Here is a 26,098-nt window from a genome sequence, read left to right on the forward strand (position 1 = left end):
TTAGCAATATAGCGAATACTTTTACCTTCTTTAAGCAATGCATAAATTTCCCCACGCTCATATAGCTTTAGGTGTTTAAAAGAACGTATAGGTGTGTTATAATCAGTATCATGAACCATAGTGAAAATCTCCTGTATGTTTATACTCAACACCTATATCATACATGATTTTCACTATGGTTTTAATATTTTTTTATCTGTTGCATTTAATTTTACAATGAACCATGAGTAAGCAGTTAATGAGAGATTATTGACAATAGAAATATGTCATGATATAATACCATATTACAGAATGGTTTTAAAAAATTTAATATATGTTGCTTAGCAAACAATATATCACATGGGGGCGTATATGGCTTTCGACGGGGGTATGTTGTGCTGCAGAAGCGAGTCGATGGTTTCCTGGACCAGCGTTAAAAAACTGGGAATTAAATATAAACGCAGAAGATAATTTTGCATTAGCAGCTTAGTATAGCTGCTCGTTCTACCCGAGAGTCCCACGACTTGGGATAGGGCGTCGACCAGTGGGGAACCGAGCCTTGGAAAGCTTTGACCAAGGAACGGAAATTATGAAGCTACTGAAATCTCAATCCTGTCAGTAGGAGTGAGATGGAGGGAATGTTAAAATACTGACTGCACTCGGAGATGCTGTGGCATTGCTGCTTTCGGACAGGGGTTCGACTCCCCTCGCCTCCACCATACATAAATTTATAATATTGATACAATGAAAAGTCCTTGATTTCAAGGACTTTTACTATTTTTAGTAGAAATAAAATATGAAAACATTTAAAAAACTCAAACTTGAAACAGTTTAATGCTGTCTTCCAGATCTGCAGCCATTTCAGCAAGTTTTTTTATGTTTCCTGTAATCTCTTGGAGTACAGAGACTTGCTCTTCAGTAGATGCGGCAACCTGCTCAGTGTTTGATGCGGTATTCGTAGAAATAACTTGAATATCTTGGATGCTTTTATCCAAGTTGTCTATAGTGTTTCTAGCATTTATTATCATATTATTGTACTTTTCTAAATTTTCTTTAGTATTTTCAAAAGATCTTATAATTTCATTTAAAGATTGTCCTACAATCTCAGCTAACTCTTGTCCTTTTTCAGATTCTCTATTTCCTTCTTCTATTGCAGCTAAAGCTCTATTTGTTCTATCTTGGGTATCATTAATTAGCTGTTTAATACTATTTGAGGATTTCATAGATTCTTCTGCTAATTTTCTGACTTCATCGGCAACTACTGCAAATCCTCTTCCTGCTTCACCAGCTCTAGCGGCTTCGATGGAGGCATTAAGTGCCAATAAGTTCGTCTGATCTGCTATTCCATCCATTATTTCAATTATATTTCCTATTTCACTAGAATTTTTTTGGAGTTCATAAACAATGTTTGATGTATAGTTTACACTATTTTTTATTGTTTCTATTTGATTTACCATACTATTCATTTTCTCTCTACCATCAGCAGCCAATCTGCTTGTGTCTTCAGAAAGTTTCACTATTCCAGAAAGTTGTTCAGTTATATTTCCCATATCATCTACAACATTATGCATACTTGATGAAACGTCTTTAGAAGCTTTGAGTTGTTTTTCTGCTCCACCTGCAACTTCTTGAGTAGAATTTGAAATTTCTTCTGATACTTTTGATACTTGCTCTGCTGAAATTAATAATGTTTTGGAGAATGATGCAAGATTTGTTGATATATCATTTATTTTAGTAACCATATTTTTTAAATTTAGAACCATGTTATTAAAACTAACTCCAAGATTTCCTATTTCATCATTGCTCTTAATATCTATATTTTCCGTTAAATGACCCTGTGCTACATTTTCAGCTGCTTGTGCTAATTTATTTAAAGGATTTAAAGTAGAATTAATAATTAACCTTAAAATAAATCCTCCAATAATAAGCGCTAAAATAGCAACTATAGTAAAGCTTATTGCAACACTTTTTACAGCTGCATTTTTATTTTCTAATGAAAGTCCTATATCCACGGCTCCTAAATTGGTATCGTTATCTTTTAGAGGCATTAGTACATCATATACATTTTGTCCTTTATAATTATATAAGGATGAAAACATTTTTCCTTCTTGAGCTGCTACCTTACTTCCTTCATCGGTTAGAGTGATTCCTATTCTACTCTTATCACTATGGGCAGTAGTTTTTAAATCAGGATCAATAGTTAATGCATAAACTATATTAGATTTTTTACCTAACCTATCAACTAAATTTTGATTGCTTACAGTTTGGTTTAATTTTTTAACTTCGTTTGCAATTATCCCAACCTGTATTATTCCTCCATTGCTTAGAGTCATAGCTCCATACTTATAAAAATTTCCATCTTTTTCATTTGGCTTTTTCTTATTTGCTCAATAATTTTTGATTGGCGTTTCTGCAAAACTGCTTGCACAGGATGGTTTTCTGGATACTTATATCCAATATTGACTGCTAAGTTAGAATAAATTATAACACCTGATGGATCTGCTATATCGATTTCTTGAACATTAACTGCTTTAGCAACTTCTGATAAATATTCATTAGAGATATTAGGATGCTGTCCAACTAAGTAAGCAACAGCACAAATTTTATCTCCTAGTAAATTATCTAGTTGTTCCATTATAGTATTATTGCTTTGTATTTCAGATGCTATTTCTTCAACAAGACTTATCCCATCTTCTTTTACTTGATTTTCAAATTTTTTATTTATTATATTGAAAGACATGATTGCCAGTAATATAATGGAGATTGTTAACACAAGAAACGAACTAATGGTTATCTTAGATTTTAATGAGTAATTTCTTTTTTTAGTAATCTTCACTATAAACATCCTTTCTGCCATATTATGTATTATGAATATTAGTTAGATTTTACACTGAATTTTAACATTTTTCAATAATTATTCCCTTAATTCAACATAATTTTCTATACCTTATATATTTTAACTAGGATTATAAAACCAGCTAAAAATGAATTTCTAGTTGGTTTATTTTAATATAAATCTATGTAATTAATTAACTGTATATTTTTTCATGTACATATATGATCCGAGTAATAACCCGTAGAACTAATAATGAATTTTGGTTCTTTGAGGTTATTTTTTATTTTATAAATAAATCCACAATAAGAATATTTTGTATTCTATAGATAACTCATATTTATAATTTGCCATCTGCTTTAATTGTGCAATTGTGAATAACTTAACAAAAACATATTTAATATTAATCTTGTAATAATTATTATTAAGGAGTATAATAAATTATATAATTAGTAAAATTTATTAATAAAAAATATTTGTAATATGACATATGGCATATTACGTATAAATTATACTAGTTGCTTTAATTATAGGGAGGTGCGCTTATGTCTTTTAAGACTACAGACCAACATGAAATTTTAAGAAAAAGGATCAGAGAATTTGCTGAAGAAGAAATTAAGCCTATTGCATTTATGTTAGATCAAGAAAATAAATTTCCCTCTGAAGTAGTTAAAAAACTGGCTGATATGGGGATGATGGGAATACCATATCCAAAAGAATATGGTGGAGCAGGTCTGGATGTAATCAGTTATGCAATTACCGTTGAAGAATTATCAAGGGTTGATGGCGGTACAGGCGTAATCCTTTCAGCTCATACATCTTTAGGCACATATCCAATTGCAGCTTATGGAACAGAAGAACAGAAACAAAAATATCTAGTCCCGCTAGCAAAAGGTGAAAAACTTGGAGCATTTGGTCTTACAGAAGAAAATGCTGGTAGTGATGCTGGAGGTACAGAAACAACTGCTGTTCTAGAAGGCGATTATTATATTCTAAATGGTGAAAAGATTTTTATTACTAATGCAGGTGAAGCTGATATATATATTGTTTTTGCAGTTACTACACCAGGTATAGGTACTCGTGGTATCAGTGCATTCATTGTTGAAAAAGGATGGGAAGGTTTTACTTTTGGTAAGCATTACGATAAGATGGGTATCCGTTCCTCAGCTACTGCAGAATTAATTTTCAATAATGTAAAGGTTCCTAAAGAAAATCTATTAGGAAAAGAAGGCGAAGGTTTCAAGATTGCTATGACAACATTAGATGGTGGACGTATTGGTATTGCAGCTCAAGCTCTTGGAATCGCTCAAGGAGCTTATGAGAATGCTTTAGAGTATTCAAAAGAAAGAATACAATTTGGTAAGCCTATTTGTCAACAGCAGATAGTTGCTTTCAAATTAGCTGATATGGCAACAAAGCTTAGAGCAGCTAGATTGCTTGTTTATAGTGCGGCAGAATTAAAAGAGAATCATGAACGTTACAGCATGGAAGCTGCTATGGCTAAACAATATGCTTCAGACGTTTGTCTTGAAATCGTCAACGATGCTCTTCAAATATTTGGCGGAAGCGGTTATATGAAGGGTATGGAAGTTGAGCGTGCATACAGAGATGCTAAGATATGCACAATATATGAAGGAACTAATGAAATTCAACGTGTTGTTATAGCTTCTAATATAATAGGTAAAATGCCTAAAAATAACGATGGGGCTAAGGTTTTTCAAAGAGGACCTATAACAGGTTATCGTAAGAAAATAATCTTTAAAGATGGAACTTTAGAAGAAAGAGTTAACTCACTTGTTGAAGCACTTAAGAAAGATGGATATGATTTTACAGTTGGAATTCCTATAGACACTCCTATCAATAAAGCTGAAAGAGTAGTTAGTGTAGGTCTAGGTATAGGGGAAAAAGAAAACATGAAGCTTATAGAGGATTTAGCAATTCAAGCTGGTGCTGCTATAGGATCTTCTCGTCCAGTAGCTGAAAACCTTAAATATGTTCCTATCAATCGTTATGTAGGTATGTCTGGACAGAAGTTTAAAGGAAATCTATATATCGCTTGCGGTATTTCAGGTGCAGGCCAACATTTGAAGGGTATAAAAGATGCTTCTACAATAGTTGCTATAAATAATGATCCTAATGCAAAAATATTTAAGAACGCAGACTATGGAATTGTTGGTGATATAAAGGAAGTAGTACCATTGCTTACTGCTGCGTTAGATAATGGAGAACCAAAGAAGGAGGCACCACCAATGAAAAAGATGAAGAGAGCTGTTCCAAAGAAAGCTGCTCCAACATGGAAATATCATGTATGTAATGGATGCGGTTATGAATATGATCCTGGTGTAGGTGATCCTGAAGGCGAAATAGCTCCTGGAACACTATTTGAAAATCTACCTGAAGAATGGAATTGCCCTGCATGTGGTGAAGGCAAGGATATGTTTATAGAAGTATAATTTCTATAATAAATGACCATAATAACCTAATCTGTTTTAGTATAAAGGAGGACTAAGTTTATGTACTGTGTTAGAAATGTAACAGATGATCTTTATTGGGTAGGCGGCAATGATCGCCGTCTTGCCTTGTTTGAAAATATTCATCCAATTGAAAGAGGAGTTTCTTATAATTCATATTTGCTTTTGGATAAGAAAACAGTATTATTTGATACTGTAGATTGGTCAATTTGCCGTCAATTTATTGAGAATATTGAAGGAGTCCTTGGGGACAGATCTTTAGATTATATTGTAATCAATCATATGGAGCCTGACCATGCAGCTTCCATTGAAGAGGTTATTATTCGTTATCCAGATGCAAAGATTATATGCACAGAAAAGGCTGCTATGTTCATGCATCAGTTCGGGTTTCAAGTTAGTGACAGGATAATAGAAGTTAAAGAAGGCGACACCATGTCTTTTGGAAAGCATAAGGTTGTATTTATAACTGCTCCAATGGTACATTGGCCAGAGGCTATGGTAACATATGATACTACTAATGGAGTATTATTCTCAGCAGATGCCTTTGGATCTTTTATAGCATTAGACGGTAGACTATTCAATGATGAGGTTAACTTTGATCGTGATTGGATTGATGAAGCAAGAAGATATTATACAAATATTGTAGGAAAATATGGTCCTCATGTTCAAGCTCTTTTAAAGAAAGCTTCTACTATCGATATTAAGATGATTTGTCCATTGCATGGACCAGTATGGAGAAATAATTTTGAATATTTCTTGGATAAGTACAATAAGTGGAGCACCTATGAACCTGAAGAAAAAGGTGTATTGATTGTTTATGGAACAATGTATGGAAATACAGAAGCAGCTGCTAATAATTTAGCAATTAGCTTAGCTAAAAAAGGAATGACCAATATTGCTATGTATGATGTTTCAAAAACTCATGTGTCATACTTGATTTCTGAGTCATTTAAATATAGCCATATAGTTCTTGCTTCTCCAACTTATAACTTAAAAATTTATCCACCAATGCTAAACTATATAATGGATATGAAGGCGCTAAATCTTCAAAAACGTACTTTTGCTATTTTAGAAAATGGATCATGGGCTCCTCAATCTGGTAAACTAATGCGTGAACTTATAGAGAGTATGAAAGATATGACTATTTTAGATAGTGAAATGACTATAAGCTCAAGCTTGAAGGAAGAAGATGCAGATTTAATTGAGGAGATTGCGGATAACATTATAAATTCAATGAAGTAATATTCCTAAATAGGTTGCACTTGCAAATAATATTGATATTATAGTAAACTAAAGACAATGAATAAATTTTGGTACATGGAGGAATAACAATGAAGAGAGTAACTGTTTTTGGAAGCAGATACTGACCACAATGTGAACCAGTGAAAGAGTTTCTTTCCGCAAACAATATAGATTTTGACTATTTTGATATTAGTGAAAATCTAATGAATTTAAAGATGTATTTAAGATGCAGAGACTTCAGACCAGAATTTGATAAGGTTAAAGAGCAAGGTAAAATAGGAATACCACTTATAGTAGTTGGTGATGGAGAAAAATTCATTATAGAGAGAGAACCTACTTTAGATGAACTTAAATAAGAATTGTAGCTTCTTATTATAATGAACTCAAAAATTTCAAAACACAACTAAAAAATAAAAGCTGTATTTGGAAAAAACAATACAGCTTTTATTTTTATCCTAAATTTTTTAATATATTTAACTGCTGCCTTACTGGCTTACAACGTTAATAGGATTTCCTTCAATGAAGGCTTTTATGTTATCAGCTAATAATTGAATAAGTCTTTGTCTTGATTCAAAACATTTCCATCCTATATGAGGAGTAAGAATAACATTATCTATTTCAAATAGAGGATTGGTGATTGCAGGTGGTTCAGGGTCTTGAACATCTAAAGCTGCACCAGCTATTCTTTTTTCACGAAGAGCTTCTATTAAATCATTTTCATTTATAAGAGCTCCTCTAGATGTATTTATGATAAAGGCTGAAGGTTTCATCATATTTAATCTGTCCTTATTTATGATATGCTTTGTGCTTGGTGTAAGTGGGCAATGAAGGCTTACAAAATCGCTATTTTTAAGAAGTTCTTCTAAAGATACAAATTTTATATTTGGGTCTTCCCAATGTTTTGGAGTTCTGCTGTATACTAAAACATTCATGCCTAGGGCTCTAGCAATTTTTATTACTTGCTGTCCAATGCTTCCAGCACCGATTACTCCAAGGGTTTTATTCTGTATTTCAAAATGAGGAACCTTAAGGTGTTCTGTAAAATTAGTAAAGTTCTTCTGCTTTATCATTACTTGTTGTATATGTAATGAAGAACTTAAGTTTAGCATAAAGGCAATGGCAAGTTGAGCTACGGCCTCAGAACTATATCCTGGAATATTGCACACAGTAATGCCTTTTTCCTTTGCTGCATCCAGGTCTATATTGTTATAGCCAGTTCCAGCTTCACAAATTAATTTGACAGACGAAGGAAAGTTTGATATTAAATCTCTTCCAAGGGGCAATTCCTTAGAGATAACAACATTTTGATTATTAACTCTTTCTAAGATTTCATCATTAGTGCTAGAATCATATTTTGTAACAGTGCCAAGGTTTTCAAAGCAAGAAAGGTCTAATTTCTTATCAAAGTCAATTTTACCTGAATTAAGAAATACTATATTTTCCATATTACCCTCCTAAATTTTTCATAATCAATATATATTATACAAAATTTCATTTAAAAAGAATATATTTTATAAAGTAAGAATACAAATATATTCAAGAGCATAACATTAGAGTTTATAAACAAAATGTAAAAGATTACAAATGATAAAAATCTATTGAACTTTAAACCCTATTTGGATTATAATATATAAAAATAATAAAACATAAAAACTATGATAGGGAGAAGTATATATAGGATAAGTTCAAAGCGAGCGGTGGATGGTGAAAGCACTGTAATGGAACTATATAGAAAGCAGCCCTTGAGTTTCCAATCGAGAAAGAAGAATTAAGTTTTAATTCTTACAATAGAGGAAGACGTATCCTCACGTTATAGAGGAATAGAATAATCAATTCTAGGTTAGAGAGAGTGCTAAGTAGCACTAATTAGGGTGGTACCGCGAAAATCCTTCGTCCCTTTATGGAGATGAGGGATTTTTTATTATAGATAAATATATAAATTAGGAGGTATTTAATATGGAAGAGATTCTAGAAATCCTTGAGAAAAATAGCAAGTATAGCGAAGAAGAGATTGCTTCTATGGTAGGAAAAACTGTTGAAGAAGTAAGAGCTGCAATAAAGGAATATGAGGATAAGAAGGTTATTTTAGGATACCCTGCATTAATAAATTGGGAGAACACAAACAAAGATAGCGTTATAGCCTTAATTGAAGTAAAAATAACTCCACAAAGAGGAGAAGGTTTTGCAAAGGTAGCAGAGAGAATATATAAATTTTCAGAAGTTAGAGCCTGCTACTTAATGTCAGGAGGATTTGATTTAACAGTAATTGTAGAGGGTAAGACTATGAAAGAAGTAGCTCTTTTTGTAGCACAAAAATTAGCTACTCAAGAAGGAGTTTTGAGTACAGCAACTCACTTTATACTTAAAAAATATAAAGATAACGGAACTATATTTGAAGAAAAGATAAGAGACGATAGGGAGGCAATATTTATATGATAATGGAGAATATGATTTTACCGCAAGTTAAAAATATGCCTCCATCAGGCATAAGAAAATACTTTGATATGATAAACGAGATGAGGGATGTTATATCTTTGGGGGTTGGGGAACCAGACTTTGTTACACCTTGGAATATAAGGGAAGCCGGTATTTATTCTTTAGAAAAAGGACATACCCACTATTCTTCTAATGCAGGATTTATTGAACTTAGAGAAGAGATTTCAGCTTATTTAAGTAGAAAGTATGATTTGAAATATGATCCTAATAATCAAATTATTGTTACTGTTGGAGGAAGTGAAGGTATAGATATAGCTCTTAGAGCTTTAGTAGGTCCTGGTGATGAAGTAATTATTCCAGAACCAAGCTTTGTAGCCTATAAGGGATGTACAACCTTCACAGGGGCTACACCAGTAGTTATAAATCTTAGAGATGAGGATAACTTTAAACTTACTCCTGAGCTTTTAGAAAAGGCCATTACTCCAAAAACTAAAGTGGTTATAATTCCTTTCCCTAATAATCCAACAGGAGCTATTATGACAAGAGAGGATTTAAAACCAATTGTAGATGTTTTAAAGGATAAGGACTTAATTGTTATATCAGATGAAATATATGCTGAACTTACCTACGAAGGAAAACATGTATCTATAGCAAGTTTTCCAGAAATAAAAGATAAGACCATAGTAATCAATGGATTTTCAAAAGCTTATGCTATGACAGGATGGAGGATGGGATATGTGTGTGGACATCCTGTTTTAATAGATGCTATGAAAAAAATACATCAATATGCAATTATGTGTTCACCAACAACTGCACAATATGCTGCCATTGAAGCTTTGAGAAATAGTGATAAAGATGTAGAAGAGATGGTAAAAGAGTACAATAGAAGAAGAAGGGTTATGGTTGATGGATTTAGAAAAATGGGACTTGAGTGTTTTGAAGCTAAGGGAGCTTTTTATTTATTTCCCTGCATAAAATCTACAGGCTTAACCTCAGATGAATTTTGCGAAAAACTTTTAATGGAAGAAAAAGTTTTAGCTGTTCCCGGCAATGCCTTTGGAGATTGTGGAGAAGGTTTTATAAGAACTTGTTATGCATCATCTATGGACAACATATTAGAAGCGCTAAAGAGAATAGAAAGATTTTTAAATAAAATTAGATAAAACATCAATTATAGGATTTGCATTTAGAAAAGCTTCTAATGCTTGTTCAACGCTTTCTACAATGCAAATCCTATAGGTGATGTTTAAATATCTCACCAATGTACCGCAAATTTTATGTGCCAAGTAGCTAACAGTAATATTTATAGAAAAAGGGACTGTTGCAAAATGCATAGAAGTCCTGTATAAAATCAAAAGCCATGCATAAACAGGGAAATATATTCTCTTATATGCATGGTTTTTATTTATGATAGTTTATAAATATTCCTTTCGCAACACTCCTTTTGTGTTGTGCTTGGCGGCTCCGCTTTCCACTTCTTCTACTCCTAAACTTTTTGTTTGTCGCATTAGATACGACATATAGGTCGCATCTTATATGACAATGATGGCTTTTCTAATATGACACAATTGATATATAAAGAATATCAATATAATAATACAAATTTAATAATACTAATCGAAAATATCCACTAACAAAATTTTTATTTTTGTACACATTGTATTAAAGGTGCATATCTACACTTTGGAGGGGATAGATATGAGAGATTTTACAATGGTACAAAATGAAGTGTTAAACTTAGGATTAAGTGGACAAGCCTTTAAACTATACTGTATTCTAAAAAGCTATTGTTTTAATGATAAAACTATATGTTTTCCATCACAAAAGACCTTAGCATATAGGCTAAATAAAAGCGTTAGAACTGTGCAGAGAGCATTAAAGGAATTGGTTAAGTTTGGACTAGTAAAAATTAAAAGAAGAGGTTCTATCAGCAATATATATGAATTAAATATGAATCATCATAAAGCTAAGGATAATTCAAAGAGAGCTAATATCCATGAAAAGTTAAATTCTTTAATTGAAAAACACTATAATAAACCTAGTTATAAAAATAGCCTCAATATTAATAAAAGGAATTTTAAAAATACATATAATAATTGTAAGAATAAAAAGGATAGCTTTAATGATTATGAACAGAGAAAATATGATTTTAATAAGCTGGAAGCTATGCTTTTAGGATATCCATCTGCTCCGGAAAACCTTAGTGAAGCTCTAGCTAGTGAAGGTTAATGAAAGTGTAGGAGTAGAGGCACCTCCACTAGAACTAAATTGTTGCACGATTTAATTTTGAAACGCATATACTACAGTATATCTATAGGAATAATTGAAATGTTATATGAAAGTATTGACAAGATGAAAATAAATATATAAAATTATACTGAATAACATATAGGATAACTAGGAAATATAAAGGCGTATTTATAAAAAAGCTTTACCTAAGATAAGTATTTATTTTTTGAGCAAATACCTAGTAATCATATAGGAATAATATAAAAGGAGGAGAATGGATGAAAAATAAGAGTAATTTTAGGATGGTTTTACCTATGATAACATTGCTTATAGCAATTTCTGTAAGTAAATTTGTTCCAGATAAACTTGCGATTTATAAAACGACGTTCTGGATTCCTGTACTTATTGGAATTTTAGTTATTATTTTATTGTTAAATATAGTTTCTCTAAAAAATTCAACATTACATCATAAGCTTGAAGAAAAATCACCATTAATTAGTGCGGGTATATTACTACTGTGTCTGTGGGAAGTTCTTACTTCAAAGCTTACTATATTACCAATGCCATATTTCCCAGCACCAGGGCAAGTGGTTGATGTTATTATAACTGATTGGAGAATGCTTGGTATAAGTACTTTGTATTCTCTTAGAATGTTAGTTATAGGATATTCTATAGGTGCTATTTTAGGCTTAGTTACAGGTGTTATGATTGGGTGGAATCCAAAGCTCAACTATTGGCTTTCTCCTTTGCAGAAGGCAATTGGACCAATACCTGCAACAGCATGGATACCAATAGCTATGACATTATTCCCAAGCAGTTTTACGGCTAGTGTATTTATACTAGCATTAGCGGTATGGTTTCCTGTAACTGTAATGACAAGCTCAGGAATTGCAAATGTTCAAAAATCTTATTTTGAGGTAGCACAAACCCTGGGAGCTGATAAGTACTATCAAATATTTAGAGTGGCAATACCTGCTTCGTTGCCTAATATTTTTATAGGATTATTTATGGGTCTTGGAACATCCTTTGTTACCTTAATAGTAGCAGAAATGTTAGGTGTTAAAGCAGGACTCGGCTGGTATATAAACTGGGCTCAAGGATGGGCTGAATATAAAAAGGTATATGCAAGCCTTGTAGTTATGTCAATACTATTCTCTACAATTATAACCTTGTTATTTAAGATGAGAGACAAAATATTAGTATGGCAAAAGGGGCTGATAAAATGGTAAAAAAGGAAGGAAATATAGTAATAAAGGATTTAAGCTGTGAATTCACAGATCATGAAAATAATAAGATTTTAGCATTAGATAGAGTAAATATGGAAATACAATCAGGAGAGTTTGTATCTATTGTAGGTCCCAGCGGCTGCGGTAAGTCTACTTTACTAAGAATAATAGCAGGACTTCAAAAACAAACCTCTGGTACGGTTTTTCTTGATGGTGCGGAGATACAAGGGCCAAGCTATGAAAGAGGGCTTGTGTTTCAAAATCCTAACTTATTTCCGTGGTTAAATATATATGACAATATTGGCAGTGGATTAGTGGCAAGAAAGTTATATCACAAAAAGAAAGATGAGATTGATAAGTATATTGAACTTGTAGGATTAAAAGGCTTTGAAAAAGCTTATCCTCATCAGTTATCAGGAGGTATGGCACAGCGTGCAGCTATTGCAAGAGCATTAGTAAATCATCCTAAAGTATTGCTTTTAGATGAACCTTTAGGTGCTTTAGATGCATTTACTCGTATGTATATGCAGGACGAGCTTATAAGAATTTGGCAAGAGAGAAAAAATACAATGATATTAATTACCCATGATGTTGATGAAGCTGTTTATTTAAGCGATAAGATAGTGGTTATGTCACCACGTCCAGGTAAGGTTCATCATGTTATCAAAGTAGATATGAAACATAAACGAAAGAGAAATCAACCAGAGTTTATATTTCTTCGAAATAAGATTTTGCAGTTGCTTAATTTTGTTCAAGAAGAAGAAAAACAGCCAGAGTATTATATTTAATCTATAATTCAGGAGGAGATACCATGAATAAAAGTATTATAAAAATTATAAGCGTATTGTCAATTTCAACTGTACTGTTAACAGCATGTGGAAGCAAGCAATCTTCTAATAAAGATACTGCTTCACAAACTAATTCTGAAGGCTTAACAAAGGTAACTTTAGGAACATATAACGGTACATGCGAAGCACCATTATATGCTGCAGTTGAAAGTGGAATTTTTAAGAAACATGGTTTAGATGTAGAGCTTGTTAATATTAACGCTGAGACTTTAAAAGAAGGACTAGCATCAGGAAAAATAGATGGTGCACAAATTTCTCCAGGAATGTTTAAATCTATTGAACAAGGACTTGATATTAAGCTTACAAATGGAGTGCATACTGGATGCATACAAGGGGTTGTACCAATAAATTCTAGCATTAAGTCAGTTGCAGATTTAAAAGGAAAGAAAGTAGGAATAGACGCAATCGGTGGAGTTCCTATGGTACTTTTATCTATTGAGTTAGGTAAGGCAGGAATAGATGCTAAAAACGATGTAGAATGGAGAGTATATCCTCAAGCTCAACTTCAACAAGCTCTTGAAAAAGGAGATATAGATGCCTTTGCAGCATGGGATCCATATGGTGCTCTAGCAGTATCACAAGGTAAGGCTAGAAAGATATTTGGAAATATGAATCATGATAACCATGATAATCATCATGATGAAAATGCTCAAGATAATTACTGCTGCTATGTGGGAGTAAGTGGAAAGGTTGCAAAGAATAATCCAGAACTTGCTAAGGCTATTACAGAAGCGTGGTCTGAAGCAAGTGCTTGGGTTCAAGAACATCCACAAGATGCAGCTAAGCTTACTGTTGAGAAAAAATATGTAAGCAGTGGGGATGAAATTGAAAACAGCAAGTTAATCGGTGAATATGAATTTAAAGCAGATGCAGCAAAAGCAAAAAATGATTTTAAAAATACTCTTGAAGCTATGAAGAAACAAGGTATACTTGATAGCAATACAGATATAGAAAAACTTGTTGAAGATACTTTTATTAGTTTCTAAGGTTTAAAGTTAAATATTTTAGAAGTGGCTAGATCTTATGGGATATAGCCACTTTTTTCATTCGCATATAATCTTTAGTTAATACTAAAGGTAATTTTAAAAATATTTTAAAATAACTTTTTAAAATATATTGAAAAAGTTTTGATTAAGTATTATAATAAAATCACAGCAAGTGAAAACAATTTCAAAAATAATTTTATAGGGGGTAAAATAAATGAGTAAATATTTTAATAATGTACCAGAGATTAAGTATGAAGGAAAAGATTCTAAAAATCCTTTTGCTTTTAAATATTATAATCCAGATGAAGTTGTAGGAAACAAAACAATGAAGGAACATCTTCGTTTCACAATGTCTTACTGGCATACACTTACTGGAGAAGGAACTGACCCATTTGGTGCTGGAACTATGGAAAGACCATGGGATGGAGAAACAGATAAAATGAAATTAGCTAAAATGAGAATGGAAGCTGCCTTTGAATTTATGGATAAACTTGGTATAGAATACTTTGCTTTTCATGATAGAGACATAGCACCAGAAGGAAAAGACTTAGCAGAAACAAATAAAAATCTTGATGAAATAGTTGCTTACTGTAAGGAATTAATGAAAAAACATAATAAAAAGCTATTATGGGGTACAGCTAACATGTTTAGCAATCCAAGATTTGTTCATGGTGCTGCTACTTCTAACAATGCAGATGTGTTTGCATATGCAGCAGCTCAAGTTAAGAAAGCTCTAGAAGTTACTAAAGAGTTAGGCGGAGAAAACTATGTATTCTGGGGTGGTAGAGAAGGATATGAAACCCTATTAAACACTGATATGAAACTTGAACAAGATAACTTAGCTAGATTTTTCCATATGGCTGTAGATTATGCTAAGAAAATAGGATTTACAGGTCAATTTTTAATAGAGCCAAAACCAAAGGAACCAACAAAGCATCAATATGATTTTGACGTAGCTACTGTTCTTTCATTCTTAAAGAAGTATGATTTAGATAAATACTTTAAAGTTAATATAGAAGCTAATCATGCTACTTTAGCAGGACATACTGTTCAACATGAACTTGCTGTAGCTAGAATAAATGGAGTATTAGGAAGCCTTGACATAAATCAAGGAGATTTATTACTTGGATGGGATACAGACCAATTCCCAACTAATATATATGATGCAACATTAACTATGTATGAAGTGTTAAAGAATGGTGGAATAGCTCCAGGCGGACTTAACTTTGATGCTAAAGTTAGAAGAGGTTCATTTGAAGTTGAAGATCTATTCCTTGGATATATAGCTGGTATGGATACTTTTGCTAAAGCATTAAAAGTTGCACATAAGTTATTAGAAAGCAGAGAATTAGAGAAGTTTGTTGAAGAAAGATATAGCAGTTTCAGAGAAGGAATAGGAAAAGACATAGTTGAAGGAAAAGTAGATTTTGAAGCTCTTGAAAAATACGCACTAAATAACAGTGTTATTAAAAATAAGTCAGGAAGACAAGAACTTTTAGAATCTATATTAAATCAGTATATACTTAACGAATAATAGTGTAAAATAATGTAGAGATAAATTCTATCTCTACATTATATTTATAAGTGGTGATAAGATGGGAACTTTAGGGCATAGTGACATAAAAATTAATAATAAGAAAAGAATAATTAAACTCTTATCTAAGGAAAGAGAATTAACAAAATTAGATATTTCAAGAATGCTTGATATAAGTGTTACTACAGTTACAACAATAGTAGGAGAACTTAAAGAAGAGGGAATTGTTGAAGAAGCGGGAATGGCAACTTCCACAGGAGGAAGAAAGCCAGTGATTATAAGATTTTTACCTGATTCAAGATATAGTATAGGTGTAGATTTAGGTAGAGACTATATAAGAGCTGTCCTTGTGAATTTAGATGGCAAAATAATCGAAGATAGAACAATGGAATTATTAGAAATTAATAATTTAGAAGTATTATCTATAATGAAAAGATTAATACAAGAGTTATTAGATACAAGTGAGGATGTCCATAAAAAGCTTTTGGGAATAGGTTTCTCTCTTCCTGGTATTATAAATGAAAAAGAGTTTAGATTAGAACTAGCTACCAACTTCAGATTAAAAGATATATCTTTTAAAGAAATACAAGAAGAATTTAATCTACCTATTTATCTTGAGAATGAAGCTAATGCAGGAGCATTAGCAGAATGCAAACTGGGGATTGCCAAGGATTTAAGCAATCTTATTTATATCTCAATTACGGAAGGTGTAGGTGGAGGTATCATTATAAATAATGATATGTATAAGGGTAGAAACAATAAGGCTGGAGAAATAGGACATATGACCATTATTAAAGGTGGTAGGACTTGTAACTGTGGAAAAAAAGGATGTTGGGAAACTTATGCTTCAAACAGAGCTTTAATAAGAGATTATAATGAAAAAAGCAAGGAAAATGTTAATAAAATAAGCGATATAATAAAGAAATTTGAGATTGGTGAAGAAAAGGCTGTGCAAGTTGTAGAGGATTACACCGATTACCTTGTGGAAGGCATACAAAATTTAGTATTTATATTTAATCCAGATTATATTGTAATAGGTGGAGAAATAAGCAATTACTCTTCAATTTTTAGCGATAAACTTAAGGCAAAAACCTTTAATAAAAACGAATTTTATAATAAAGAAAATGTAAATATACTTTTTTCACTGCTCGGAAATGATTCAAATATATTAGGGGCAGCGCTAATACCAATTATAGATACATTTGGAGTTTAGTATTTATAGTAGTTAAAAGGAGATGTTTTGTATGAAATTGTTCGTGGATACAGCAAATATAGATGAGATTAAAGAGTTAAATGATATGGGAGTGATAAGTGGTGTTACTACTAATCCATCCCTAATTGCAAAAGAAGGAAAGGACTTTTGGGAAACTATAAAGGTTATAGCTAGCATAGTTGACGGGCCTATAAGTGGAGAAGTTATAAGTGATGATGCTGAAGGTATGATTAAAGAAGGTAGAGAGATAGCTAAAATTCATAAGAATATGGTAGTTAAAATACCTATGACTAGTGAGGGGTTAAAGGCTGTAAAGGTACTTTCAAAGGAAGGTATAAAGACAAATGTTACTTTAATATTTTCACCAGCTCAAGCATTACTTGCTGCTAATGCAGGAGCAACTTATGTAAGTCCTTTCTTAGGAAGATTAGATGATATATCAACAGAAGGAATGGACCTTATCAGAAAGATATCAAATATATTTAAGATTCAAAATATAAACACTCAAATTATATCAGCAAGTATAAGAAATACAATTCATGTAATAGATGCAGCAGAGGCTGGAGCGCATATAGCTACTGTTCCATATAAAGTAGTAATGCAGATGGTAAAACATCCTCTAACAAATGAGGGGCTAGAAAAGTTTAAAAAAGATTGGGAAGAGGCTTTTAATAAATAAGATGAGGTGTTTAATATGAATTTTTTAGGCATAGATTTAGGAACTTCTTCAGTAAAAATTGTAGTTATGAATGAAAATGGACAAGTAGTATCTTCTATTTCTAAGGATTATGACGTAAATTATCCTAAAATAGGATGGGCTGAACAAAATCCAGAGGATTGGTGGACAGCTACAAGAGAAGGAATAAAAGAACTTATAAATAGTTCAGAAATTAAAGGAGAAAGCATCAAAGGTATAGGATTAAGTGGACAAATGCACGGGCTTGTTCTTCTTGATAAGGAAAACAATGTACTAAGACCAGCTATACTATGGTGCGATCAAAGAACTCAGGAAGAATGTGACTACTTAAACAAAGAGGTAGGCCAGGATAAAGTATCACAGTTTACAGGGAATATGGCTCTTGCAGGATTTACAGCACCAAAACTTTTGTGGGTTAGAAAGCATGAAGAAGAAATCTTTAATAAGATTGAACATATACTTCTACCAAAAGATTATATAAGATTTAAGTTGACAGGCAGCTATGCTACAGACGTATCAGACGCTTCAGGTATGCTTATGCTAGATGTTAAAAATAGAGAATGGTCAAAGGAAATGCTTGAAGTACTAGGAATAAGTGAAAAGGTTCTTCCAAAGGTTTATGAATCATGGGAAGTTACAGGAAAAGTGCTTAAAGAAGTTTCAGAATATACTGGACTTTCAGAAGAAACAGTAGTAGTTGCTGGTGGAGGAGATAATGCAGCTGGAGCAGTAGGTACTGGAACGGTTGAAGAAGGAATACTATCTGTATCTCTGGGAACTTCTGGAGTAGTTTTTGCAAGCAGTGATAGATATGAAGTAGATGAAAAGAACAGACTACATTCTTTCTGTCATGCTAATGGTAAATGGCATCAAATGGGAGTTATGCTTTCAGCAGCTTCATGCTTAAAATGGTGGGTTGAAAATATAAATAAAGACATTGAAGGTGATGTTTTTGATAAGCTTCTAGAAGAAGCAAATAGTTCACCTATAGGAGCAAATGGAGTAGTTTTCCTTCCATATCTTATGGGAGAGAGAACGCCATATAGCGATCCAGACGCTAAAGGAGTATTTTTCGGATTAAATATTACAAGTGCTAGAGAAGATATGACAAGAGCAATATTAGAAGGTGTTTGTTTCGGACTTAGAGATTCACTAGAAATATTAAAGAGTTTAAATGTAGACATAAAAGAAGTTAGAGTTAGCGGTGGAGGAGCAAAGAGTCCTTTATGGAGACAAATTTTAGCCGATATATTCGGAGTAACGGTAAAGGTTATAAATTCCAAAGAAGGTCCAGCTTATGGTGCTGCTATATTAGCAGCAGTAGGATGTGGGGCATTTAAGTCTGTAGATGAAGCTTGCAAAAAGCTTATTAAAGTTACAGATTCAACAGAACCAAATCCTAAAAATGTAGAAGTCTACAATAAAGTTTATAATGTATATAAAGGATTATACCCTGCACTAAAGGAGTCTTTCAAAAAAATAAATAATCTGCAGTAAAGTAAAGACCTAAAGTAATAAAAATGCTTTAGGTCTTAATAAAATAGTATTGGAGTGATAATATGAATAAATATTTAGATGACTTATCAATAAATACAATCAGATTACTCTCAGCAGAATCTGTGCAAAAGGCAAATTCAGGCCATCCTGGACTTCCTATGGGAGCAGCACCTATGGCGTATACATTATGGTCAAAAAATATGAAACACAATCCATCAAATCCAAACTGGGTAGATAGGGATAGATTTATACTTTCAGCTGGTCACGGCTCTGCACTTTTATATTCTTTATTACATCTATTTGGATATGGTCTTACAATAGAAGATTTAAAGCAATTCAGACAAAAGGGGAGCAAGACACCTGGTCACCCTGAATATGGTCACACTCCAGGAGTTGAAATTACTACAGGACCTTTAGGACAAGGACAAGCTAATGGGGTAGGTATGGCATTGGCAGAAAGCTATCTTGCATCTAAGTTTAATAGACCAGGGTATGAAATAGTAAATCATTATACTTATGTTCTCTCAGGGGATGGAGACATGATGGAAGGAATAACAGCAGAAGCTGCGTCTCTTGCGGGCACTCTAGGGTTAAGCAAGCTTATAGTATTATATGATTCTAATAATATATCTATAGAAGGAAATACTGATATAGCTTTTAGAGAAAGCGTAGAAGATAGGTATAAGGCTTATGGATGGCAAGTAATAGTTGTTAATGATGGCAATAGTGTAGAAGATATTAGTGAAGCTATTATGAAAGCAAAACAAGATACGAAAAGGCCAAGTCTAATTACTATAAAAACTCAAATAGGATATGGCTCCCCTAAAATGGGAACTGCTGCTGCTCATGGAGAACCATTAGGATTAGAAAATATTAAAAAGACTAAGGAATTCTTGAATTGGCAATATACTGAAGAATTCTTTGTACCAAGTGAAGTAAAAGAATATATGGACAAAATTAGAAAAGATGGAGAAAAAGCTGAAGAAGAGTGGAATAAGCTTTTTAAGTCTTATAAGGAAAAGTATCCAGAATTAGCTGAGGAATGGGAACTATGGCACAGCAATGAGCTTCCTGTGGATATTTTAAATAGAGAAGATTTTTGGAAGTTTAGTGAAGGAAAGATGGCCACAAGAAATTCCTCAGGTGAAGTTATAAATCGTTTAGCTAAGCTTATACCAAACCTTATAGGAGGTTCTGCAGATTTAGCTCCTTCTAATAAAACTTATATGAAAGATAAAGGAGATTTTTCTGCTGAGAATAGGAATGGTGCTAATCTTCACTTTGGAGTAAGAGAACATGCTATGGCTGCTATAGCAAATGGAATTGCTGCACATGGAGGACTTAGAATCTTTGTTGCTACTTTCTTTGTGTTTTCTGATTATATGAAGGCGGCCATGAGATTATCAGCACTTATGAAACTTCCAGTTATTTATGTTTTAACTCATGATAGCATAGGTGTTGGAGAAGATGGACCAACCCATGAGCCTATTGAACAGCTTATTTCATTAAGAAGTATACCAAATATGCACGTATATAGACCAGCGGATTCAAAGGAAACAGCAGCAGCGTGGTATTCTGCAATAGAGAGAAAAGATGGTCCTACTGCTATAATCCTTTCAAGACAAAACCTTCCGCTATATGAGGAGAGTTCAAAAGAAGCTTTAAAAGGTGCTTATATATTAAAGGATAGTGAAAAAGAGGTTCCAGATTTAATACTTATGGCTACAGGATCTGAGGTGGAGCTTATTTATGAGGCAGCAAAAGTATTAAAAGAAAAACAAGTAGATACAAGAGTAGTAAGCATGCCTTCTTGGGAGGTATTTGAAAAGCAAAGCCAGGAATACAAGGAAAGCATACTAGCAAGCAGTGTAACTAAAAGATTAGCTGTTGAGGCAGGATGTTCTTTGGGATGGCATAAATATGTAGGTTCCTTTGGAGATGTTATTTCTATTGATACATTCGGTGCTTCTGCTCCAGCGGAGGAACTATTTAAGGAATACGGATTTACAGTAGATAATGTAGTTGAAAAAGCTCTTAAATTACTTGAAAGGAAGTAGTTATTATGAGTATTTTGAAAAAGCATTACGGGTATACCCAAGATGGAAATGAAGTTTATATTTTTACTCTTACAAATTTTAATGGTATTACAGCCGAAATAATAAATTACGGTGGTATTGTAACCTCCTTAAAAGTACCTGATAATAAGGGGAATTTTGATGATATAGTACTTGGATATGATAGTCTGGATAAATATATGGATGATACTGTATATTTTGGTGCAATTATAGGAAGATATGCTAATAGAATAGAAAATGCATGTTTCGAACTTAATGGTAAAAAATATGAGTTAGCTAAAAATGATGGAAGAAATCATCTTCATGGTGGTATTATTGGGTTTAATAAAGTTGTATGGAATGCAGAGATAATAAAAGAAAATAATAATGAGTGCTTACAACTTATATACAATAGTAAAGATGGAGAAGAAGGATATCCAGGAAATCTTCATGTGAAAGTCACTTACACACTTACTAATGATAATGAACTTAAGATAGATTATTTTGCTGTTTCTGATAAAGACACTATAGTAAATCTTACAAACCATTCTTATTTTAACTTATCTGGTCATTCCTCTGGTGACATTTTAAACCATAAGGTTATGATTAATGCTAATAAGTTTACAGAAGCTAATGAGGAAGCTATTCCTACCGGGGAGATAATAGATGTAAAGGATACTCCAATGGATTTTACTAAGTTAACATCTATAAAAGATGAAATTGATAGTGATTATGAGCAAATACGTTTTGCCAAAGGGTATGATCATAATTGGGTATTAAATGTAAGTGGGAATAGCCCAGAAAAAGCAGCAGAAGTATTTGATGATAAGAGCGGTAGATTTATGGAAGTTTACACCACAAAGCCTGGGATCCAATTTTACACTGGCAATTTTTTAGATAATGCTCTTGTTGGAAAAGGAAATGTAATCTATGGGAAAAGAGCGGGACTATGTCTTGAGACGCAGTATTTCCCAAATTCCATAAATTATAAGAATTTCCCTTCACCTATACTAAGAGCTGGACAAGAGTATAAGCATACTACTATTTATAAGTTTTCTAATAGATAAAAAAGAAGCCTCATGCTAAGCAAATCAATGCTAAGCATGGGGCTTTTATAATATATAAATCATCGTAAAATTTCATAAATGCTGTTATATAAAAGAAGTAAAATTTTCAAAGGTAAAAGTAAAATTATTATATATATTTAATTTTCTGAAACTTTTATACTATACTCATGAAAACGATTTTAAGAAAGTTGAGGTGGTCAGAAGGTGAATAGTGTATTCCTAAAAATGGAGAATATACACAAGCGATTTCCGGGAGTTTATGCGCTGAAGAATGTAAACTTGGAAGTAAGAAAAGGAGAAGTACATGGTCTTTTAGGAGAAAACGGTGCTGGAAAATCAACTTTAATGAAAATACTTGGTGGAGTGCATGCACAAGATGAGGGGAAAGTGTATGTTGAAGGAGTTGATTGTGGAATTATTACTCCAAGCAAAGCAGTAGAGCTAGGTATTGGATTTGTTCATCAAGAATTAAATTTAGCAGAATCTTTAACAGTTGCTGAAAACGTATATATGGGAAGACTGCCCTATAAAAATAAAGCTTTAGGGATTGTTGACTATAAAAAGTTGTATGAAGATACGGACAAAATAATTAAAAAGTTAGGAATCAATATAAAGCCTACAGATATAGTTGGAGAACTGGAAACTGCAAAAAAGCAAATGGTAGAAATTGCGAAAGCTATAAGTTTAAATGCTAAAATAATTATTTTTGACGAGCCAACAACATCCCTTTCAAACAAGGATGTAGCTAACTTATTTAAGGTTATAGAAACATTAAAATCTGAAGGAGTAGCCTCAATATATATATCACATAGATTAAATGAAATATTTGATATTTGTGATAGAGCCACAGTATTAAGGGATGGTACCTTTATAGGAACCTGTGAAATCAAGGAAATAAGTCAAGAAAAGCTTATAAATATGATGGTTGGTAGAGAACTTAAAGATTTGTTTCCAAAGGAAATTTTCACTCCAGGTGAAGTGGTTTTAGAGACAAAAGATTTATGCGATACCACTGGTAAGATTAAGAATATTAATATAAAAGCTAGAAAAGGAGAAATTTTAGGTATAGCTGGATTGGTTGGCTCAGGAAGAAGTGAGGTTATGAGGCTAATCTTTGGAGCAGATCCAATAGGTGGAGGAGAAATAAAAATAAATGGAAATAAGGTTAAGATAAAGTCACCAGAAGACGCAATTAAAAATGGAATATGTCTTTTAACAGAAGATAGAAAAAAACAGGGATTATCCTTAATAATGAGTGTAGCAGATAATATAACTATTACAAGTTTAAAGAACTTTTTCTTAGATCATAAGGCATTAAAAGAAGTAGCATCAAAATACGTAAACGCTTTAAGAATTAAAACATCTAATTTAGATACTATGGCGGGAACACTTTCAGGTGGAAATCAACAAAAAATAGTACTTGCTAAATGGTTAAATACAAATTCAGATATATTTATTTTTGATGAACCAACTAAAGGAATAGACGTAGGAGCTAAAGCTGAAATATATGATATAATGAACGATTTAGTAAGGAAAGGTAAAGTGGTTATTATGATATCTTCAGAATTACCTGAACTATTAGGAATGTCAGATAGAGTATATGTTATGTGTGAAGGAAGAATAACAGGTGAACTCAATAGAGATGAAGCCACTCAGGAAAAAATAATGGAATTAGCTACAGTTGGAGGTGCTGATATATAATGGAAAAAAATATTGATAATAAAAGTGTTCTTACAGGAAATTTAAAAAGTATAAGCATAAAAGACTTACTTTTAAAGTACTCAATTTATATAGTGCTTGTTGCGCTAGTAATAATATTTTCAAGTCTTAATCCTAAATTTTTAGGTGATGCTAACATTGCAAACTTTTTAAGACAAATTCCAACAGTAGGAATTATTACTGTTGCTATTACAATGGTTTTAATAATTGGTGGAGTTGATCTTTCAATAGGAGCTATTGCTGCTTTTACAGGAACAACTGCAGCTTATATGGCTACAAAGGGATTTAACCCTATTATTGTTATAGTGGGATGCTTGTTAATTGGAGCTATGTGGGGATTATTTAATGGTGTATTAATTACTCAGTTTAAACTAGAGCCTTTTATACTTACAATGGGTACAAGTTATCTTATAAGAGGATTGATACTATTTTTTACAAACGGAATTTATATTAAAGGATTACCGGATTGGTTTTATAGTCTTTCAAATACAAAAGTAGGAATAAAATTAATACATTCTAATACAGTAATGTTTATCTTAATAACATTAATTATGGCATATGTAATGAAAAATACAAGATTTGGACGTTATACCTATGTTATAGGATCAAATAAAGAATCAGCAAGACTATCAGGAATAAATGTAAATAAACATTTTGTAAAGGTATACGTTTTAGAAGGAATTTTTGCAGCAATTGCAGGTATATTGCTAATGTCTAACTTAAATGTTGGAGCACCAAGTGAGGCTAATGGTTTAGATTTGTTTGCTATGGCCGCAGCAATTATAGGAGGAGCTCAATTTGGAGGCGGTGTAGGAACTATAGGAGGAGCTATAGTAGGTATATTAACTATACAAGTATTCCAAAGTGGACTTGCTATCATGGGAGTTAATACATTTATACAACAAGCCGTTACTGGAACAATCATAGTAGTTGCTGTAATTATTGATTTCTATAGAAAAAGAAGCATATTTAATAAAAAAAGTTAATTGATGTATTTACAAATTATATTAAAAATATTTAAAAGTTTATGAGGAGGATTAATTATGAAAAAGAAGATTCTTACACTTATAACATCAGGTTTAATTGCAAGTTCAATACTTACAGGATGCGGCGGAGCAAAAGATACAGCAGCTAGTAACGCTAAAAAAACCCTTTACTTTATACCAATAGTTGATACAGGAGCATATTGGTCACCTATGAAGAAGGCCGCTCAAGATAGAGCTAAAGAATTAGGATATGAACTAGTGTTTAAAACTTCACCTTCAAATGAACCACAAAAGAATGAAAAACATTTAGGTTTTGTAGATGAAGGTATACAAAATGAGGCAGCAGGTATAGCAGTAGCACCAATAGATCCAGATATGTTTGATAAGAAGATTAAAGAAGTAAAAGAATCAGGTATACCAGTTGTAACCTTCGACGCCGATGTAAAGACTAAAGAAAATAGAACTTCATATGTAGGAACAGATAATAAATTAGCAGGAGAAGAGCTTGGAAAACAAGGAGCTTCATATTTAAAGAGCAAGGGAATTTCAAAAGGTAAGATTGCATTAGTAGCTGTAAACCTAACTCAAACTACTATGACTTATAGACAAGAAGGAATTAAAAAGGGATTTGAAGAAACTATGGGAGCAGATGCTAAAAACTTCGTATGGTTAGAGCCAATTCAAGATAATGACCAAGCAGCAGAATCTAAAAAGCAATTAGAAGCACAAATTACTGCAAATCCAGATATGGTAGCTGTATTTTCTTTAGGATCAGAAGGTCCTGATACTGGAGTAATGGAAGCAATAAAATCTCAAAATAAAGCTGGAAAGATATATCACTTTGGATTTGACTATACACCAACTTGGGAAAATGGAGTAAAGAGTGGATTAATTACAGGAATAGTAGACCAAGATTCTTATACAATTGGTAGAACTGTAATAGATGTTTTAGATAAGAAAATAAAGGGTGAAAATGTAGATGAAAATTATCCTGTAGCAGTTAAATGGGTACCAGCAGATCAAATTATAGAGTATGGAAAAGAAAAACAAAAACAGTTTACTACAGAAACTAAATAGCCCA

The 26,098-nt window shown here is 32.5% G+C and carries 22 protein-coding genes, 1 other RNA gene and 1 other annotated feature; of the genes, 19 read left to right on the forward strand and 4 right to left on the reverse strand.

Annotated features, from left to right (window positions below):
* The coding region (locus tag CPAL_RS10890; RefSeq protein WP_146126585.1) for a helix-turn-helix domain-containing protein at window positions 1–119 on the reverse strand (119 nt) is incomplete at its 3' end.
* Window positions 120–341: 222 nt separating this feature from the next.
* On the opposite strand from CPAL_RS10890, the gene ssrA reads away from it, so the two are divergent.
* Window positions 342–698: a transfer-messenger RNA gene (gene ssrA, locus CPAL_RS10895) on the forward strand.
* A 96-nt stretch (window positions 699–794) separates the two neighbouring features.
* On the opposite strand, the gene CPAL_RS10900 is transcribed toward ssrA, so the two are convergent.
* Both CPAL_RS10900 and CPAL_RS14115 read right to left on the reverse strand, forming a co-directional pair.
* A complete protein-coding gene (locus CPAL_RS10900; RefSeq protein WP_242976311.1) occupies window positions 795–2,312 on the reverse strand; it encodes a methyl-accepting chemotaxis protein in 1,518 nt (505 codons plus the stop codon).
* Complete coding sequence (locus CPAL_RS14115; protein WP_242976312.1) at window positions 2,309–2,815, reverse strand: hypothetical protein; 507 nt, start codon at window positions 2,813–2,815, stop codon at window positions 2,309–2,311. The genes CPAL_RS10900 and CPAL_RS14115 overlap by 4 nt, the downstream gene beginning before the upstream one ends.
* A 542-nt stretch (window positions 2,816–3,357) precedes the next feature.
* Here CPAL_RS14115 and CPAL_RS10905 point away from each other — a divergent pair.
* The 3 genes from CPAL_RS10905 (at window position 3,358) to CPAL_RS14030 (ending at window position 6,881) form a co-directional block, all read left to right on the forward strand.
* Window positions 3,358–5,265: an acyl-CoA dehydrogenase family protein gene (locus tag CPAL_RS10905; protein ID WP_106024606.1), complete on the forward strand. Its 1,908-nt coding sequence runs from the start codon at window positions 3,358–3,360 to the stop codon at window positions 5,263–5,265.
* A gap of 60 nt (window positions 5,266–5,325) precedes the next feature.
* On the forward strand, window positions 5,326–6,525 hold the full coding sequence (locus CPAL_RS10910; RefSeq protein WP_061858067.1) for an FprA family A-type flavoprotein: 1,200 nt from the start codon (window positions 5,326–5,328) through the stop codon (window positions 6,523–6,525).
* 203 nt (window positions 6,526–6,728) lie between these two features.
* Window positions 6,729–6,881, forward strand: coding sequence for a hypothetical protein (locus CPAL_RS14030; protein ID WP_207644345.1), 153 nt, complete (start codon window positions 6,729–6,731; stop codon window positions 6,879–6,881).
* 129 nt (window positions 6,882–7,010) lie between these two features.
* Here CPAL_RS14030 and CPAL_RS10920 read toward each other — a convergent pair whose 3' ends face one another.
* Entirely contained in the window at window positions 7,011–7,970 is a 960-nt protein-coding gene (locus CPAL_RS10920) for an NAD(P)-dependent oxidoreductase (protein ID WP_106024607.1), read from the reverse strand.
* 201 nt (window positions 7,971–8,171) lie between these two features.
* Window positions 8,172–8,426: a binding site (T-box leader), on the forward strand.
* Between the two features lie 55 nt (window positions 8,427–8,481).
* On the opposite strand from CPAL_RS10920, the gene CPAL_RS10925 reads away from it, so the two are divergent.
* The 15 genes from CPAL_RS10925 (at window position 8,482) to CPAL_RS10995 (ending at window position 26,094) form a co-directional block, all read left to right on the forward strand.
* Window positions 8,482–8,961, forward strand: a complete 480-nt coding sequence (locus tag CPAL_RS10925) for an Lrp/AsnC family transcriptional regulator (protein ID WP_061858066.1) — start codon at window positions 8,482–8,484, stop codon at window positions 8,959–8,961.
* Window positions 8,958–10,124 (forward strand): aminotransferase class I/II-fold pyridoxal phosphate-dependent enzyme, encoded by a 1,167-nt coding sequence (locus CPAL_RS10930; protein ID WP_061858065.1) that lies wholly within the window; start codon window positions 8,958–8,960, stop codon window positions 10,122–10,124. Before CPAL_RS10925 ends, CPAL_RS10930 begins: the two co-directional genes overlap by 4 nt.
* 535 nt (window positions 10,125–10,659) lie before the next feature.
* Window positions 10,660–11,190: a helix-turn-helix domain-containing protein gene (locus CPAL_RS10935; protein WP_106024608.1), complete on the forward strand. Its 531-nt coding sequence runs from the start codon at window positions 10,660–10,662 to the stop codon at window positions 11,188–11,190.
* A gap of 278 nt (window positions 11,191–11,468) precedes the next feature.
* Window positions 11,469–12,419 carry an ABC transporter permease gene (locus tag CPAL_RS10940; protein WP_106024609.1) on the forward strand — a complete coding sequence of 317 codons (951 nt, stop codon included), beginning with the start codon at window positions 11,469–11,471 and terminating at the stop codon, window positions 12,417–12,419.
* Window positions 12,413–13,204, forward strand: coding sequence for an ABC transporter ATP-binding protein (locus tag CPAL_RS10945; RefSeq protein ID WP_207654933.1), 792 nt, complete (start codon window positions 12,413–12,415; stop codon window positions 13,202–13,204). Before CPAL_RS10940 ends, CPAL_RS10945 begins: the two co-directional genes overlap by 7 nt.
* 23 nt (window positions 13,205–13,227) lie before the next feature.
* Entirely contained in the window at window positions 13,228–14,250 is a 1,023-nt protein-coding gene (locus CPAL_RS10950; protein WP_106024611.1) for an ABC transporter substrate-binding protein, read from the forward strand.
* A gap of 214 nt (window positions 14,251–14,464) precedes the next feature.
* The gene (gene xylA / locus CPAL_RS10955; protein ID WP_106024612.1) at window positions 14,465–15,784 is read left to right on the forward strand and encodes a xylose isomerase; all 1,320 of its coding nucleotides are present in this window, start codon (window positions 14,465–14,467) and stop codon (window positions 15,782–15,784) included.
* Between the two features lie 61 nt (window positions 15,785–15,845).
* Window positions 15,846–16,997: an ROK family transcriptional regulator gene (locus CPAL_RS10960; RefSeq protein ID WP_061858925.1), complete on the forward strand. Its 1,152-nt coding sequence runs from the start codon at window positions 15,846–15,848 to the stop codon at window positions 16,995–16,997.
* Between the two features lie 31 nt (window positions 16,998–17,028).
* The gene (fsa, locus tag CPAL_RS10965; RefSeq protein ID WP_061858926.1) at window positions 17,029–17,676 is read left to right on the forward strand and encodes a fructose-6-phosphate aldolase; all 648 of its coding nucleotides are present in this window, start codon (window positions 17,029–17,031) and stop codon (window positions 17,674–17,676) included.
* A gap of 15 nt (window positions 17,677–17,691) precedes the next feature.
* The gene (xylB, locus tag CPAL_RS10970) at window positions 17,692–19,191 is read left to right on the forward strand and encodes a xylulokinase (RefSeq protein ID WP_106024613.1); all 1,500 of its coding nucleotides are present in this window, start codon (window positions 17,692–17,694) and stop codon (window positions 19,189–19,191) included.
* A gap of 62 nt (window positions 19,192–19,253) precedes the next feature.
* The gene (gene tkt, locus CPAL_RS10975; RefSeq protein ID WP_106024614.1) at window positions 19,254–21,248 is read left to right on the forward strand and encodes a transketolase; all 1,995 of its coding nucleotides are present in this window, start codon (window positions 19,254–19,256) and stop codon (window positions 21,246–21,248) included.
* A gap of 5 nt (window positions 21,249–21,253) precedes the next feature.
* Window positions 21,254–22,312, forward strand: a complete 1,059-nt coding sequence (locus tag CPAL_RS10980) for an aldose epimerase family protein (RefSeq protein WP_061858929.1) — start codon at window positions 21,254–21,256, stop codon at window positions 22,310–22,312.
* A 204-nt stretch (window positions 22,313–22,516) separates the two neighbouring features.
* Complete coding sequence (locus tag CPAL_RS10985; RefSeq protein ID WP_106024615.1) at window positions 22,517–24,013, forward strand: sugar ABC transporter ATP-binding protein; 1,497 nt, start codon at window positions 22,517–22,519, stop codon at window positions 24,011–24,013.
* A complete protein-coding gene (locus CPAL_RS10990; protein ID WP_106024616.1) occupies window positions 24,013–25,017 on the forward strand; it encodes an ABC transporter permease in 1,005 nt (334 codons plus the stop codon). Before CPAL_RS10985 ends, CPAL_RS10990 begins: the two co-directional genes overlap by 1 nt.
* A 57-nt stretch (window positions 25,018–25,074) precedes the next feature.
* Window positions 25,075–26,094 (forward strand): sugar ABC transporter substrate-binding protein, encoded by a 1,020-nt coding sequence (locus tag CPAL_RS10995; protein WP_106024617.1) that lies wholly within the window; start codon window positions 25,075–25,077, stop codon window positions 26,092–26,094.
* Window positions 26,095–26,098 lie beyond the last annotated feature (4 nt).

This window comes from Clostridium thermopalmarium DSM 5974 (assembly GCF_002995795.1).
In the GTDB taxonomy this organism is placed as follows: Bacteria; Bacillota; Clostridia; order Clostridiales; family Clostridiaceae; genus Clostridium_H; species Clostridium_H thermopalmarium.

Excerpts from the sequence above, each read along its gene's own strand:
- CPAL_RS10990 (WP_106024616.1), top strand. The coding sequence starts at position 24,013 with ATGGAAAAAAATATTGATAATAAAAGTGTTCTTACAGGAAATTTAAAA.
- fsa (WP_061858926.1), top strand. The coding sequence starts at position 17,029 with ATGAAATTGTTCGTGGATACAGCAAATATAGATGAGATTAAAGAGTTA.
- CPAL_RS10920 (WP_106024607.1), bottom strand. The coding sequence starts at position 7,970 with ATGGAAAATATAGTATTTCTTAATTCAGGTAAAATTGACTTTGATAAG.
- CPAL_RS10945 (WP_207654933.1), top strand. The coding sequence starts at position 12,413 with ATGGTAAAAAAGGAAGGAAATATAGTAATAAAGGATTTAAGCTGTGAA.
- CPAL_RS10950 (WP_106024611.1), top strand. The coding sequence starts at position 13,228 with ATGAATAAAAGTATTATAAAAATTATAAGCGTATTGTCAATTTCAACT.
- CPAL_RS10905 (WP_106024606.1), top strand. The coding sequence starts at position 3,358 with ATGTCTTTTAAGACTACAGACCAACATGAAATTTTAAGAAAAAGGATC.
- CPAL_RS10960 (WP_061858925.1), top strand. The coding sequence starts at position 15,846 with ATGGGAACTTTAGGGCATAGTGACATAAAAATTAATAATAAGAAAAGA.
- CPAL_RS10910 (WP_061858067.1), top strand. The coding sequence starts at position 5,326 with ATGTACTGTGTTAGAAATGTAACAGATGATCTTTATTGGGTAGGCGGC.
- CPAL_RS10940 (WP_106024609.1), top strand. The coding sequence starts at position 11,469 with ATGAAAAATAAGAGTAATTTTAGGATGGTTTTACCTATGATAACATTG.
- CPAL_RS10930 (WP_061858065.1), top strand. The coding sequence starts at position 8,958 with ATGATAATGGAGAATATGATTTTACCGCAAGTTAAAAATATGCCTCCA.
- CPAL_RS14030 (WP_207644345.1), top strand. The coding sequence starts at position 6,729 with ATGAATTTAAAGATGTATTTAAGATGCAGAGACTTCAGACCAGAATTT.
- CPAL_RS10925 (WP_061858066.1), top strand. The coding sequence starts at position 8,482 with ATGGAAGAGATTCTAGAAATCCTTGAGAAAAATAGCAAGTATAGCGAA.
- xylA (WP_106024612.1), top strand. The coding sequence starts at position 14,465 with ATGAGTAAATATTTTAATAATGTACCAGAGATTAAGTATGAAGGAAAA.
- tkt (WP_106024614.1), top strand. The coding sequence starts at position 19,254 with ATGAATAAATATTTAGATGACTTATCAATAAATACAATCAGATTACTC.
- xylB (WP_106024613.1), top strand. The coding sequence starts at position 17,692 with ATGAATTTTTTAGGCATAGATTTAGGAACTTCTTCAGTAAAAATTGTA.
- CPAL_RS10935 (WP_106024608.1), top strand. The coding sequence starts at position 10,660 with ATGAGAGATTTTACAATGGTACAAAATGAAGTGTTAAACTTAGGATTA.
- CPAL_RS10980 (WP_061858929.1), top strand. The coding sequence starts at position 21,254 with ATGAGTATTTTGAAAAAGCATTACGGGTATACCCAAGATGGAAATGAA.
- CPAL_RS10995 (WP_106024617.1), top strand. The coding sequence starts at position 25,075 with ATGAAAAAGAAGATTCTTACACTTATAACATCAGGTTTAATTGCAAGT.
- CPAL_RS10900 (WP_242976311.1), bottom strand. The coding sequence starts at position 2,312 with ATGACTCTAAGCAATGGAGGAATAATACAGGTTGGGATAATTGCAAAC.